Genomic DNA, 14,388 nt, shown 5'->3' with positions numbered 1-14,388 from the left:
CCTTCCAGTCGGCTCACGCCCGCTCCGCCGCCTGAATCCGCCGCCGATACCCCATCCGGCAGATGAATCCCAATACCAGCAGCAGATTCATCACCAGGGCCAGCCTCAAGGGGCTGGCCCAGGCCAGGGGCGCGACCACGCCGGCCACCAGGCTGGACACCATGGTCTGGCAGAAGCCCTGCAGCGACGACGCGGTACCGCGCAACTCCGGAAACTGATCCATCAGGTTCAGCGTGATCGACGGCGCCGCCAGCGACATGCCGGTGGTGTACAGCGCCAGCGGCAGCACCGCCCACGGCAGCGTCTGCTCGGGAGCCAGCAGGTTGTACGCCAGATTGGCCAACGCCGCGGCGAACATCAGCCAGTAGGCGCGCGTCACCATCTCCCGCGATGAGAAATGCCCGGCCATGCGCCCCGACAGGTAAGCGCCGAACATGATCCCCGACACCGCCGGTCCGAACAGCCACAGGAACTCGGTCGGCCCCAGATGCAGGTGCTGCATCAAAAAGACCGGCGCCGACGGCACATACAGGAAGAAGCCGGCGAAATTGAACGACACCGCCGCGGTCAATAGCTGGAAATTGACTGTGCGCCCCACTCTCCAGTAACTGGCCAGCAGCGGGCGCGGATGCAAGGGCTGCCGCGCCTCCTTCGGATGGGTTTCCGGCAAGCCGAACCAGCACAGCGCGAACAGCGCGAAGCCGATCAGCGCCATGAACGCGAAGATGGAATGCCAGCCGAAAGCGCCAAACAGCCAGCCGCCCACCACCGGCGCGATCGCAGGCGACAGCGAAAACAACATGGTCACCTGCGACATCAGACGCTGCGCCGCCGCGCCTTCCAGCCGGTCGCGGATGATGGCCCGGCCGACCACCAGGCCGGCGCCGCCGCACAAGCCCTGCAGCGCGCGGAACAACAATAACTGGCCCAGGGTATCGGACAACGCGCACCCCACTGAAGCCAGGCCGAACAGCAGCGTGGTCGCCAGTATCACCGGCCGGCGGCCCACCGCGTCGGAAATCGAGCCATGCCACAGCATCATCAACGCGTAGCAGAACAGATAGACCGTCAGCGCCTGCTGCATTTCCAGCGGCGACGCGGACAGCGTGGAGCCGATGGCCCGCATCGCCGGCAGGAAGGTGTCGATAGAAAACGGGCCCAGGGTGGACAAGCCGGCCAGCAGCGCGGCCAAGCCGAAGTGTGTGCGGGAAGTGCGGGACATGACGTAAGAATCTCGGATAATGTTCGAATGTTAACGGTTGATGCCGCGCTTGCCAAACCCGGTCGGGAAACTTGGCATGCCGGCGCTTTCATGCCACGATGCGCGCCCCCTTCCCAACCCACAAACAGCGGGTTATGCTGCCAATCATGCCGCAGCGGCCCGGATCAACCACAAGGGAGAAGCCTCATGATCCGTCTCTACCACAATCCCAAGTGCTCGAAATCCCGCGCCGCCCTCAGCCTGCTGGAAGAAGCCGGCGCCGAGGTCGAAGTCATCGAATACCTGAAGCATCCCCCCAGCTATGAAGAGTTGGACCAGTTGCTGGGCATGCTGGGCCTGGAGCCTCGCGAGCTGATGCGCCAGAAAGAGGAGGAATACGCCGACCTCTATCTGGACGACATCACGCTGGAACGCAAGCACCTGATCGCCGCGATGGTGGACAACCCCAGCCTGATCGAACGCCCCATCGCCATCGCCGGCGGCCGCGCCGTGATCGGCCGCCCGCCCGAGCAGGTGCTCAAGCTGCTGGGCGAATAAACCCATGCCGCGGCGGCCCTCCCGCCGCCGCCGAGCCTTTTCCTTCCCGCCTCTCTCTTTCTAGCCTCTCCCGCCCGGATTCCCCTGCTCGCCCGCCAGATAAACCATTGTCATTTCGCCACACTTTCCCTGCCCATTTCATTAGCAAGATTACTATTACTTGAAAAATAATACCGTACGTTACTAAAATGGCGGCATGAGTCCAAACAAGTCCTTTTCCCAGTTGGAGCAGGCGATCAGCCGCGTCGAAGCCCGCTTTCCCGGCGTGCCCCGCCAGGAAGTGATCCTGACCCGCCTGTTCTTCCACATCGTGCCGCGGCTGACCGCCCATCTGTGCGAGTGCCTGAAGCAGCACGGCCTGAACGAGACGGTGTGGATGGCGCTGCTCGCCTTGTACGCCTGTCCGAACCAGATGCTGAATCCGTCGGATATCAGCGAAACGCTGGATTCCTCGCGCACCAACGCCACCCGCATCGCGGATGAATTGGTGAAGAACGGCTGGGCCGCCCGCTCGGCCAGCGCCGAGGACAGGCGCAAGATCGTGCTGGAGCTGACACCCGCCGGCGTGGCGCTGGTGGAAGGCCTGCTGCCCTACTCGCGCGAAATCCATCGCTCGCTGTGGACGGACTTCGAGGCCGATGAGAAAGCCGAACTGGAACGGCTGATGCGCAAGCTGCTGAGCAAGCTCGGCGGCTGAGCCCGCGCTTTTTCGCTCACATAATAACTTGGGTGATTATCTACTGGATTAATCAGCCCCGGACCGACATGCATCATTGATGGAGACCGACAAGGTGAACAAGAAATCCTGGCCACAAGCCGCCGGGGTGTTGCTGATCAGCGCCGTGCTGAGCGGCTGCGCCAGCTTCGGCCCAGACGCCGCCCCCGACCAGATGGTGGGCGCCGACCAGCTCAAGCTGGCCGTCGCCAGCCAACAGAATGTCCGCGCCGACTGGTGGCGCCAATTGAACGACCCCGAGCTCGACCGTCTGGTGGAAGCGACGCTGAAAGACTCGCCGTCGCTGAAACTGGCCGACGCGCGCCTGCGCCAGGCGCGCGCAGCCGTCGGCATCGTGGAAAGCAAGGACGGCCCGCAGCTGGACGCGCTCGCCAACGCCGTGCAGATCCACGCCGATCCGCTCAAAGCCATCCCGCACAACGACAAGGACTACATCAACGCCTACACCGCGGCGCTGATGGGCAGCTGGGAATTCGACTTCTGGGGCAAAAACCACGCGGCCGTCAGCGCCGCGCTCGGCCAGCAGCAGGCCATCGCCTACGAAGGCCAGCAGACCCGCTTGCTGCTGACCCAGGCCGTAGTCGCCCAATACACCCAGCTGCAGCGCGGCCTGGCCCAGTCCAAGCTGCTGTCCCAGCGCCTGGCCATCGCCCAGAGCCGCCAGAAGCTGACCCAGGCCCGCATCAACGCCGGCCTGCTGCCGGGCGACAACCAGCGCGGCAACGAGGTGTCGATCGAGCGGCTGCAACAACAGCAAAGCGCGCTGGACAACGACATCGCCCGCAGCCGCCACGCGCTGGCCGCGCTGACCGGCCAGGCGCCGCAGCAGCGGGGCGGCCTGAACCCGGGCCAGCTGGACGCCGCGCCGGAGCCGGCGCTGGACAAGCTGGACGCCAACCTGCTGGGCCGCCGTCCCGACATCGCCGCCCAACGCGCCCGCGTCGAATCGATGTCCGCCTCGGTCAAGGAAGCGCACGCCGAGTTCTACCCCAACGTCAAACTGACCGTGTTCGCCGGCCAGAGCTCGCTGCAAATGGACCAGCTGTGGAAGAGCGAATCGTCGCTGTGGGGCTTCATGCCGGCCATCAGCCTGCCGATCTTCCACTCCGGCCAACTGCAGTCCAACCTGTCCAAACAACAGGCCGGCTACGACATGGCGGTGCAGCAATACAACCAGGCGGTGTTCGACGCGCTGCGCGACGCCTCCGACGCGGTGTCCGGCTGGCAGAACAGCCAGCGCCAGCTGCGGCAGACCGAACGCGCGCTGCAAAGCAGCCGCAAAGCCAATGACTCGATGGCCGCCCGCCTGCGCGCCGGCCTGATCAACAAACTGTCGCTGCTGGACTCCCAGGACGCGCTGCTGAGCCAGCAGTCCTCCAACATCGACGCCAAGGCCGCCAGCCGCCTGGCCTGGGCCACCCTGAACACCGCATTGGGCGGCGGTTTCGACAACCAGACCGCCCCCCGCTAAGGACATACATCAAATGGATCAGAAACTGGAAACCGCGAAGAGCCGCAAACGCAACCTGTTGGTGGCCACCACCCTGTTCGCCGCCATCGCCATCGGCTACGGCGCCTACTGGTCGCTGGTGCTGAGCCACCAGGAAGACACCGACGACGCCTATGTCGGCGGCCACCTGGTGCAGGTCACCCCGGAAGTGGGCGGCACCGTCGCCAAGATCCTGGTCGACGACACCGTGGCGGTGAAGGCCGGCCAGGTGCTGGTCAGCTACGACAACAGCGACGCCCAGCTGGCTTTCGAGCGCGCCCGCAACGAGTTCGCCCAGACCGTGCGCCAGACCCGCCAGCTGATGGCCAACAGCCAGCAGCTGGACGCCCAGGTGGCGCTGCGCCAAGCCGAGCTGTCCCGCGCCGAATCCGACCTGAAGCGCCGCAAGCAGTTGGCGGGCAGCGAAGCGATGTCCGCCGAAGAACTGGGGCACGCAAGCGACGCCGCCGCCGCCGCCCAGGCCGCGCTGGCCGCCGCGCAGGAACAGGCCAAGGCCGGCCTGGCGCTGGTGGGCAAGGACGAGCTTGCGCACCAGCCGGCGGTCAAAGCCGCCGCCAGCCGCCTGAAGGAGGCCTGGCTCGCGCTGCAGCGCACCGAAATCAAGTCGCCGGTGAACGGCACCGTCGCCCGCCGCAACGTGCAGGTGGGCCAGCGCGTCGCCGCCGGCACGCCGCTGATGGCCGTGGTGCCGCTGGAGCACCTGTGGGTGGACGCCAACTTCAAGGAAGGCCAGCTGGCCAAGATCCGCATCGGCCAGCCGGTGGAGCTGAAGTCCGATCTGTACGGCGGCAAGGTGGTCTACCACGGCAAAGTGCAGGGCCTGTCGGCCGGCACCGGCAGCGCCTTCTCGCTGCTGCCGGCGCAGAACGCCACCGGCAACTGGATCAAGGTGGTGCAGCGCGTGCCGGTTCGCATCGCGCTCGACCCCAAGGATCTGCAGGAGCACCCGCTGCGCGTCGGCCTGTCGATCGACGCGGTGGTGGACACCAGCAACCAGGACGGCAAATCGCTGGCCGAAGCCGCCCCGGCGACCGTGGTCAGCGAACACAACGGCACCCTGCCGGACTTGAAGCAGGCCGACAAGCTGGTCGCCGAAATCCTGGCCGCCAACGCCGGCAAGTAAGGACGCCCACCCATGAACCATCCGCCACTGAGCGGCTCGAAACTGGTCTGGATCACGCTGGCGCTGTCGATGTCGGTGTTCATGCAAGTGCTGGACACCACCATCGCCAACGTGGCGCTGCCCACCATTTCGGGCAACCTCGGCGCCGCCACCAGCCAGGGCACCTGGGTGATCACCTCGTTCGGCGTCGCCAACGCCATCGCCGTGCCGCTGACCGGCTGGCTGGCCAAGCGCTTCGGCGAGGTGAAGCTGTTCACCGCCTCCACGCTGCTGTTCGTGCTGACCTCCTGGCTATGCGGCATGTCGGGCAGCCTGGAAATGCTGATCTTCTTCCGCGTGCTGCAAGGCGCGGTGGCCGGTCCGATGATTCCGCTGTCGCAAAGCCTGCTGCTGTCGTGCTACCCGCCGGCCAAAAAGAGCATGGCGCTGGCGCTATGGGCGATGACGGTGATCGTCGCGCCGGTGTTCGGCCCGATTCTGGGCGGCGTGATCAGCGACAACTGGCACTGGGGCTGGATCTTCTTCATCAACGTGCCGGTGGGCCTCGCGGCCGCCTTCATCTCCTGGCGCATCCTGAAGAGCCGCGAGACCGACACCTTCGAGCTGCCCATCGACAAGCTCGGCCTGGCCTTGCTGGTGATCGGCGTCGGCTCGCTGCAGATGGTGCTGGACCGCGGCAAGGAGCTGGACTGGTTCAACTCCGCCGAGATCGTCACCCTGGCCGTGATCGCCTTCCTGGCGCTGACCTACCTGGTGATCTGGGAACTGGGCGAGGAGCACCCCATCGTCGACCTGTCGCTATTCAGCCAGCGCAACTTCACCGTCGGCACCGTCGCCATCAGCCTGGGCTTCATGCTGTACTTCGGCGCCGTGGTGCTGCTGCCCTTGATGCTGCAAACCCAGCTAGGCTACACCGCCACCTGGGCCGGCCTCGCCGCCGCGCCTATCGGCCTGATCCCGGTGGTACTGTCGCCGATCATCGGCAAGAACGCGCACCGCTGGGACATGCGCTGGGTGGTGACGGTCAGCTTCAGCGTCTACGCCATCTGCTTCTTCTGGCGCAGCAACTTCAACACCGACATGGACTTTTCCTACGTGGTGTGGCCGCAGGTGGTGCAGGGCATAGGCGTGGCCTGCTTCTTCATGCCGCTGACGACGATCACGCTGTCCGGCCTGCATCCGTCGCGGATCGCCAGCGCGTCCAGCCTGTCGAACTTCCTGCGCATACTGGCGGGCAGCATCGGCACCTCGATCACGACGACGATGTGGGACCGCCGCGAAGCGCAGCACCACTCCAAGCTGACCGAGCATGTGACGCAGTACGATCCGGCCTCGGTGTCGTGGTTCGACACCATGGGCAAACTAGGCCTGGGCCCCAGCCAACAGCACGCGCTGACCCAGCTGCAGATCACCAAGCAGGGCTACATCATGGCCGCCAACGAGATCTTCTGGGTCTCCGGCATCCTGTTCGTGCTGCTGATCGCGCTGGTCTGGTTCGCCAAGCCGCCGTTCACGGCGGCCGGCGGCGACAGCGGCGCGCACTAGGACAGGCCGACGCCGCCTTGCCTCGGGGCTTTCTTAGCCTATCCGGTTCCGGCTGAAAAATGGGCAAGACCTAGCGGTCTTGCCCGTTTTCATTTCAGATGGCGGTCGAAAGCCGCCATCCCGCGGCCGATCGCCTTGTCCCGGTGCTGAACGCGGTACAGCGTTCGGGTCAGCCGCGGCAGATCGGCGTCCACCTCCACCACGCTGCCGGCCGCCAGCAGATCAGCCACCACATGCCGCGACAGGCAGCTGACGCCCAGCCCCGCCGCCACTGCGTGCTTGATCGCCTCGGAATGGCCCAGCTCCATGCTGATCGATAGCCGCATCAGGTGCGGCAGCAGCACCCGCTCCACTTCCTCCCGGGTGCCGGAACCGGCCTCGCGCAATATCCACTCCGCCTCGGCCAGCTCCGCCGCCGCCACCTTGCGTCCGGCCAGCGGATGCGACACGGCGGCGAACACCAGCAACTCATCCTGCCGCCAGGGGCTGGCCAACAGTTCCGGATGGTGGCATGGCCCCTCGATCAGGCCGAAATCGACGCGGAACGCCGCCACCGCCTCGACGATGTCGCGGGTATTGGCCACCTCCAGCTCCAGCCGTGCCTGCGGCCAATCCCGGCGGAAAGCGGCCAGCAGCGGCGGCAGCAGGTAGTTGGCGATGGTGGTGCTGGCGCCGATGCGCAAGGCCAGCCCGCCGCCGTCGAACAGTCCCTGGACGTCCCCGGCGGCGTCCAGCAGCGCGCGGGCGCGCGGCAACAGCAGGCGGCCATGCTCATTGATCAGCAGCCGCCGCCCGACGCGGTCGAACAGCTTGGCGCCCAGCCCCTGCTCCAGTTTGTCCAGCGCCTGGCTGGCGGCAGACTGCGTCAGCGCCACCCGCTCCGCCGCGCGCGTCACCGTGTCCAGTTCAGCCACCGCGACGAACACCTCCAGCTCCCTCAGGCTGATACGCAGGCTCATGCCGGCTCCTAAGCAGTTTTATTAATGATATCTATTAATTTTATCCGTTTTTTTACTTATAAACAGTAGCGTATCTTGGACATATACTAAAGAGGCATTAGCATATGGCCAATTATCGCAACCTGATTCCCGGCCTGGCGTTGTCGCTGGGCCTGGCCGGCGCGGCCATCTGGGCCGCGGAGCTGCCGGCGATGAAAAGCCTGGGCCTGTCGGCCCTCACTCTCGCCATCGTCGGCGGCATGATCGTCGGCAACACCGTCTACCGTTTCATCGCCGAGCCCAGCCACCACGGCGTGACCTTCTCCAAGCAGAAGCTGCTGCGCGCCGGCATCATCCTGTTCGGCTTCAAGCTGACGTTCCAGGACATCGCCGCAGTCGGTTTCTCCGGCGTGCTGATCGACGCGTTGGTGCTGACCTCCACCTTCCTGCTGGCTTTCTGGCTGGGCCGCAAAAAACTGGGCCTGGATGAGCAGAGCGTGATCCTGATCGGAGCCGGCAGCTCGATCTGCGGCGCGGCCGCGGTGCTGGCCACCGAGCCGGTGATCAAGGCCCACGCGGAGAAAGTGGCCGTCGCGGTGGCCACCGTGGTGGTGTTCGGCACCGCCGCGATGTTCCTGTGGCCGCTGATGTACGACGCGGTGCGCCACCTCGGCATCTCGGAATTCAGCTACGGCCTGTTCGCCGGCTCCACCATCCACGAAGTGGCGCAGGCCGTCGCCGCCGGCAAATCGGTCAGCGACGCGGCGATGAACACCGCGGTGATCACCAAGATGATCCGCGTGATGATGCTGGCGCCGTTCCTGATCGCCCTGTCCGCCTGGCTTGCGGCCAAGCACAGCGGAAGCAAAACGCAGAAGCAGCCGATCTCCATCCCCTGGTTCGCCGTCGCCTTTCTCGTCGTGGCCGGCTTCAACTCCTTCGACCTGCTGCCGCGCGCGCTGCTGCAACAAATCATCTCGCTGGACAACCTGCTGCTGGCCGCCGCGATGGGCGCGCTGGGCCTGACCACCCACATCTCGGCCATCCGCCAGGCCGGCGCCAAGCCGCTGCTATTGGCCAGCGCGCTGTTCGGCTGGCTTATCGTCGGCGGCGGCCTGATCAACGCCGGCGTCGCGGCGCTGCTGCACTGACCCCGCGCCGAGAGCGACTGGATGAATGAAAAACGCCCGGCCAAGCCGGGCGTTTTCTATGCCGAGCCGCGATGGCTCAGCACGGACACTTCTTCACGCTCTTGCCTCCATAGCGCTGCTCCTGGCAGTAGCGGAAGAACGCTTCGCGGCTCATCACCTGGGCCTCGGGGTCGAAACGGCGACGGCTGCTGACATAGACGTCGTAGTCCCGCTGCCCCACCATCAACCGGGCGGTATGCACCACCGCCCGCCACAGTTCAACCATTGGCTCCTCCCTCCCGGTATACCGCCGGCACTTCCTTGGCCGTCACCCACTTCACCGCCAGAGACTTGCGGATCACCTGGATGCCGAACACCAGCATCGCCAGCACCACCGCCATGAACAGCGCGGTCAGCGTGGCGTCCACATAATCATTGAAGATGATCTGCTGCATTTGCGCCATATTCTTGGCCGGCGCCAACACCTCGCCCTTGGCGGACGCGGCGGAGAACTTGTCGGCGTGGGCCAGGAAGCTGATCTTGGGGCTGGCGTCGAACAATTTTTGCCAGCCGGCGGTCAGCGTGGCCAGCAACAGCCAGACGGTGGGCAGCGCGGTCACCCACACGTAGCGCGTCTTCTGCATTTTCACCAGCACCACGGTGGCCAGCGTCAGCGCGATGCCGGCCAGCATCTGGTTGGCGATGCCGAACAGCGGCCACAAGGTGTTGATGCCGCCCAGCGGGTCCACCACGCCCTGGTACAGGAAGTAGCCCCAGGCGGCGACGGCGAGGCCGGTGGCGACAAAGTTGGCCGCCCAAGACTCGGTGTTGGCCATCGGCTTGATGAACACGCCCAGCAGGTCCTGGATCATGAAGCGCAGCACGCGGGTGCCGGCGTCGACGGTGGTGAGGATGAACAGCGCTTCGAACAGGATGGCGAAGTGGTACCAGAACGCCATCATGGTCTTGCCGCCGATCACGCCGGACAGGATGTGGGCCATGCCCACCGCCAGCGTCGGCGCGCCGCCGGCGCGCGACAGCACGGTATGCTCGCCGACGTCGGCCGCCAGCTGGGTCAGCGCGTCCGGCGTGATGACGAAGCCCCAGCCGGAGATCACCTGGGCGGCCTCCGCCGCGGTCTTGCCGATCAGGGCCGCCGGGCTGTTCATCGCGAAATAGACGCCCGGGTCCAGCACGCAGGCGGCGATCAGCGCCATGATGGCGACGAAGCTTTCCACCAGCATCGCGCCATAGCCGATCATGCGGGCGTGGGATTCGTTCTCGATCAGCTTGGGCGTGGTGCCGGAAGCCACCAGCGAATGGAAACCGGACACCGCGCCGCAGGCGATGGTGATGAACAGGAAGGGGAACAGGTTGCCGGCGAACACCGGGCCGCTGCCGTCGATGAACTTAGTGACCGACGGCATGTGCAGCGGCGGCGCCACCACCAGGATGCCGATGGCCAGACCGACGATGGTGCCGATCTTGAGGAAGGTGGACAGGTAGTCGCGCGGCGCCAGCAGCAGCCACACCGGCAGCACCGAGGCGATGAAGCCGTAGCCGATCAGCGTCCAGGCTAGCGTGGTGCCCTTCAGCGTGAACAGCGGCGCCAGCGTCGCGCTCTTGGCGACGTCGCCGCCGTAGACGATGGCCAGCATCAACAGGATGAAGCCCATCACCGACACCTCGCCGATCTTGCCCGGACGGATGAAGCGGGTGTACACGCCCATGAACAGCGCGATCGGAATGGTGCAGGCGATGGTGAAGGTGCCCCACGGGCTGTCCGCCAGCGCCTTGACCACCACCAGCGCCAGCACCGCCAGCAGGATCACCATGATCATCAGCACGCCGATGGAGGCGATCACGCCGGCGATGTCGCCCATCTCCTGGCGTATCATTTCGCCCAGCGATTTGCCGTCGCGGCGCATCGACAGGAACAGGGTGAGAAAGTCCTGCACCGCGCCCGCCAGCATCACCCCGACCAGAATCCACAAGGTGCCCGGCAGGTAGCCCATCTGCGCGGCCAGCACCGGGCCCACCAGCGGGCCGGCGCCGGCGATGGCGGCGAAGTGGTGGCCGAACACCACCCACTTGTTGGTGGGCACGTAATCGAGCCCGTCGTTGAATTTCTCGGCCGGCGTCAGCCGGCGCGCGTCGAGCTCCAGCACCTTGTCGGCGATGAAGCGGCCATAGAAGCGGTAGGCGATCGCGTAGACCGACAAGGCGGCCACCACCAGCCACACCGCGTTGATCGTCTCGCCGCGGTTGAGCGCCACCATGGCGAAGGCCGTCGCCCCCGCCAGCGCCACCAGCAGCCAGACCACGCACTGTTTGACCTGTTGCATAAGGAAGTCCCTGTTCTCTCTCTATTTCTCCCGGCGCTTGCGGCGGCAGCCCATCTGTCCGCCGCGATCCGGCTTGGGTACTGCTGCTTTGATTCTGTCGGCATAGCAGCCGAAACACAAGCCTGCCAGCCCGAACGGCCCGTGTTACTATTTTTGCTGGGAAATCGGGATACCTCGCAATGCCACAACACATTCTGATTGTCGAAGACGACGCCAGACTGGCCGAACTGATCGCCGCCTACCTGACCAAGCACGGTTACCAGGTCAGCCTGCACGGACGCGGCGACACCGCGCCCGCCTTCATCCTGGAAACCCGTCCGGACCTGGTGGTGCTGGACGTGATGCTGCCGGGCAAGGAAGGCTTCGACGTCTGCCGCGATGTCCGCCCCCACTACGGCGGCCGCATCCTGATGATGACCGCGCGCGACGAAGACGTGGACGAGATTCTGGGCCTGGAGCTGGGGGCCGACGACTATCTGGCCAAACCGGTGGAGCCGCGCCGGCTGCTGGCCCGCATCCGCGCGCTGCTGCGCCGCAGCGGCGGCGCCCGCCAGGAGAGCGGCGGCGTCGCCATCGAAAACGACGGCATCACCTTCGGCCAGTTCAGCATCAGCCAGGCCACCCGCGAAGCGCTGCTGGGCGACGAGCAGATCGAGCTGACCACCGCCGAGTTCGACCTGTTGTGGCTGCTGGCCACCCACGCCGGCCAAGTGCTGTCTCGCGACGACATCATGAGCGAGTTGCGGGGCATAGGCTTCGACGGCCTGGACCGCTCGATCGACGCCCGCATCTCGCGGCTGCGCCGCAAGCTGGGCGACAATCCGGACGCGCCGGCGCGGATCAAGACCGTGCGCGGCAAGGGCTACTTGTTCTCGCGCAGCGACTGGGAATAAGCCATGCCGTCCAAGAACCTGCGCGGCTGGCTGCGCCCATCGCTAGGTACGCTGTTCGCCCGCTACTTCCTGATCACCATGCTGATACAGCTGTTGATCATCATCGGCTTCGGCTTCCTGGTGACCAAGCTGTACGAGAAAAGCGACCAGGCCGGCAAGACCCTGTTCATGCGCGGCACCGTGGCGCTGATCCAGGACAGGCTGCGGGAGCAGCCGCCGCAGCGCTGGAGCGCGGAGCTGGCCTCCATCGCCAGCCGCTTCAGCTACCCGATCCGGCTGCTGGACCAGCCGCCCGCAGAGCTGGACGACAAGGCGCTGGCGGTGCTGGGCCACGGCCAGCCCTATCTCGACGCGGACAATCAAATCCTGTACGCGTCGACGCCGTCCCGCCCCGGGCTGCTGGCGCTGGGCCCGCTGGACATGCAGTCCAGCGACAACACCTGGATCAGCGAAGACATCGAGGTGCTGCTGATCTGGATGCTGCTGTCCGGCGCCACGCTGGGCACCCTGCTGTACTTCATCCTGCGCCCGCTGTGGACCGACCTGCTGGAAGTGCGGCGCACCGCCGAAGTGTTCGCCGAGGGCGATTTCAGCGCCCGCGCCCGCTCGGCCAAGAGCCGGCTGTTCGCGCCGCTGCCGCTGGCCTTCAACAGCATGGCCTCGCGGCTGGAGCGCCAGCTGGAAACCCGCCAGGCGCTGTCGCACGCCATCGCCCATGAGATCCGCACGCCCATCGCCCGGCTGCGCTTCGGCCTGACCATGCTGGAAGAGGAAGAAGACCCGACAGAGTGGAAGCGCTACCGCGACGGCATGGAGCGCGACATGCTGGAGCTGGAAGAGCTGATCAGCACCAGCATGGAGTTCGCCAAACTGCGACGCAGCGAAGTGCCGCTGCATTTGGAAACCGTCGACCTGTTCGACTGGTTCGACGACCTGATCGACCTGGTCACGCCGCTGAAGCCGCCGCACTTGTCGCTGTCGCTGGAATGTCCGCGCGAAGACGGCGCCTTCGACCGCAAGCTGATGTACATCGCCACCCGCAACCTGCTGCTGAACGCGTTCAAGTACGCCCACTCGCAAGTGCGGATGCGGGTCTATCACCAAGGCTCTCAATTGATCATGGAAGTGGACGACGACGGTTGCGGCATTCCGGAGGAAGACCGCGACAAAGTGTTCGAGCCCTTTCTGCGGCTGGACCGCAGCCGCGACCGCGCCACCGGCGGCCACGGCCTGGGCCTGTCCTTCGTGCGCTTGATCGCCGAGCACCACCACGGCCACGCCAGCGCCGGCTCCAGCGAGCTGGGCGGCGCGCGTTTTCGCATGATCATTGCGCAGCCGGCCCCTTGCGGGCAATAAGTCACTCATTGTCACAAAGCATCGACAGGAAGCCCACAGACCGCTTGCCGCCATTTGCCGATAATCCCCATCATTAGAAATGATAGGAATATGCAGAATGGTTTCCTCACGACCGGCGGCGTTGCTGGTGCATGGACTCGGCGGCACGGCCTATGATCTGGGCGCGCTGGGCCGCACCCTGGAAGACGCCGACATCGTTACCCACTCCCCGGTGCTGCCCGGTCACGGCGGCTCGCCGGAAGACCTGCTCGGCGTAGGCTGGGAGGATTGGGTGGAAAGCATTCGCGCCGAATACCGCGCGCTGAAGGCCAAGCACAAAGTGGTGCACCTGGCCGGCGTCTGCCTGGGCGGCCTGGTGGCGCTGGAGGTGGCGCGCCGCGAGAAGCACCAGGACAAGCTGGCCCTCTACGCGCCGCCGGTGTTCCTGGACGGCTGGAGCCTGCCCAAGCTGACCTGGCTGCGCCACGCGGTGTATCACATCCCCCGTCTGGCCAAGAAAATGCGCGTGCCCGAGGTATCGCCGTTCGGCATCAAGAACGCCCGCATCCGCAAGGCGATCCAGCAGCGCTTCGAGCGCGGCGACCGCTTCCACTACGCCTACATCCCGCTGATGTGCATCCGCGAAGTGGACCGCCTGCGCCGCCAGCTGTTGCCGCGCCTGGCCGAGATCACCTGTCCCACGCTGATCGTCCACGCCGACGAGGACGACATCACCAGCCCGCGCTCCGCCCACCACCTGATGCAATACCTGGGCGGCCCGGTGGACTTCATGCCGCTGTCCAACAGCTATCACATGGTGATGGTGGACAACGAGCGCGCCGAAGTGCTGCAGCGCAGCCTGAAGTTCTTCAACAGCCAGCCCAAGCCGACGCAACCGGTCGAACAGGCCTGCGGCTGGACCGCATTCGCGGCGGCCTGAGGCCTCTCCTACCCATCAATCAAACCGCCCGCCGTCCGCGGGCGGTTTTGTTTGCGCCCGGATCCTAGAAACAAGTCCCGGCCAACCTGGCCATGACAGATTGTTCATGTAAGTCCTGTTTTACATTTAGTTAC

13 protein-coding genes are annotated in these 14,388 nt (G+C 65.7%); 9 read left to right on the top strand and 4 right to left on the bottom strand.

Annotated elements, in window-relative coordinates; translation table 11 throughout:
* Nucleotides 1–13: 13 nt before the first annotated feature.
* On the bottom strand, nt 14–1,222 hold the full coding sequence (locus VA599_RS07175) for a multidrug effflux MFS transporter (RefSeq protein WP_346788084.1): 1,209 nt from the start codon (nt 1,220–1,222) through the stop codon (nt 14–16).
* A gap of 186 nt (nt 1,223–1,408) precedes the next feature.
* Here VA599_RS07175 and arsC point away from each other — a divergent pair, with 186 nt between their 5' ends.
* The 5 genes from arsC (at nt 1,409) to VA599_RS07150 (ending at nt 6,673) form a co-directional block, all read left to right on the top strand.
* Complete coding sequence (gene arsC, locus VA599_RS07170; RefSeq protein WP_021476885.1) at nt 1,409–1,759, top strand: arsenate reductase (glutaredoxin); 351 nt, start codon at nt 1,409–1,411, stop codon at nt 1,757–1,759.
* Nucleotides 1,760–1,955: 196 nt separating this feature from the next.
* Nucleotides 1,956–2,456: a MarR family transcriptional regulator gene (locus VA599_RS07165; protein ID WP_021476886.1), complete on the top strand. Its 501-nt coding sequence runs from the start codon at nt 1,956–1,958 to the stop codon at nt 2,454–2,456.
* 94 nt (nt 2,457–2,550) lie between these two features.
* Complete coding sequence (locus VA599_RS07160) at nt 2,551–3,966, top strand: efflux transporter outer membrane subunit (protein ID WP_346788083.1); 1,416 nt, start codon at nt 2,551–2,553, stop codon at nt 3,964–3,966.
* A 13-nt stretch (nt 3,967–3,979) separates the two neighbouring features.
* Nucleotides 3,980–5,128, top strand: coding sequence for an EmrA/EmrK family multidrug efflux transporter periplasmic adaptor subunit (locus tag VA599_RS07155; protein WP_021476888.1), 1,149 nt, complete (start codon nt 3,980–3,982; stop codon nt 5,126–5,128).
* A gap of 12 nt (nt 5,129–5,140) precedes the next feature.
* Complete coding sequence (locus tag VA599_RS07150) at nt 5,141–6,673, top strand: DHA2 family efflux MFS transporter permease subunit (protein WP_021476889.1); 1,533 nt, start codon at nt 5,141–5,143, stop codon at nt 6,671–6,673.
* Between the two features lie 89 nt (nt 6,674–6,762).
* Here the strand turns inward: VA599_RS07150 and VA599_RS07145 are convergent, their stop codons facing one another.
* The gene (locus VA599_RS07145; RefSeq protein WP_021476890.1) at nt 6,763–7,632 is read right to left on the bottom strand and encodes a LysR family transcriptional regulator; all 870 of its coding nucleotides are present in this window, start codon (nt 7,630–7,632) and stop codon (nt 6,763–6,765) included.
* A 104-nt stretch (nt 7,633–7,736) separates the two neighbouring features.
* Here VA599_RS07145 and VA599_RS07140 point away from each other — a divergent pair, with 104 nt between their 5' ends.
* Nucleotides 7,737–8,762, top strand: coding sequence for a YeiH family protein (locus tag VA599_RS07140; protein WP_346788082.1), 1,026 nt, complete (start codon nt 7,737–7,739; stop codon nt 8,760–8,762).
* A gap of 76 nt (nt 8,763–8,838) precedes the next feature.
* Here the strand turns inward: VA599_RS07140 and VA599_RS07135 are convergent, their stop codons facing one another.
* Nucleotides 8,839–9,027, bottom strand: coding sequence for a YbdD/YjiX family protein (locus VA599_RS07135; protein WP_346788081.1), 189 nt, complete (start codon nt 9,025–9,027; stop codon nt 8,839–8,841).
* Entirely contained in the window at nt 9,020–11,086 is a 2,067-nt protein-coding gene (locus VA599_RS07130) for a carbon starvation CstA family protein (RefSeq protein ID WP_346788080.1), read from the bottom strand. Before VA599_RS07130 ends, VA599_RS07135 begins: the two co-directional genes overlap by 8 nt.
* Nucleotides 11,087–11,265: 179 nt before the next feature.
* Between VA599_RS07130 and VA599_RS07125 the strand changes: the two genes are divergently transcribed.
* The 3 genes from VA599_RS07125 to VA599_RS07115 all read left to right on the top strand — a co-directional run bounded on the left by VA599_RS07125 (nt 11,266) and on the right by VA599_RS07115 (nt 14,254).
* Nucleotides 11,266–11,979 (top strand): winged helix-turn-helix domain-containing protein, encoded by a 714-nt coding sequence (locus VA599_RS07125; protein WP_021476894.1) that lies wholly within the window; start codon nt 11,266–11,268, stop codon nt 11,977–11,979.
* A 3-nt stretch (nt 11,980–11,982) separates the two neighbouring features.
* Nucleotides 11,983–13,335 (top strand): ATP-binding protein, encoded by a 1,353-nt coding sequence (locus tag VA599_RS07120; protein ID WP_346788079.1) that lies wholly within the window; start codon nt 11,983–11,985, stop codon nt 13,333–13,335.
* Between the two features lie 97 nt (nt 13,336–13,432).
* Nucleotides 13,433–14,254 (top strand): alpha/beta hydrolase, encoded by an 822-nt coding sequence (locus VA599_RS07115; protein ID WP_031296297.1) that lies wholly within the window; start codon nt 13,433–13,435, stop codon nt 14,252–14,254.
* Nucleotides 14,255–14,388: the final 134 nt, after the last annotated feature.

It is taken from the genome of Chromobacterium indicum (assembly GCF_039708975.1).
Classification (GTDB): Bacteria; Pseudomonadota; Gammaproteobacteria; order Burkholderiales; family Chromobacteriaceae; genus Chromobacterium; species Chromobacterium piscinae.
This window is presented reverse-complemented; position numbering and strand designations above follow the sequence as displayed.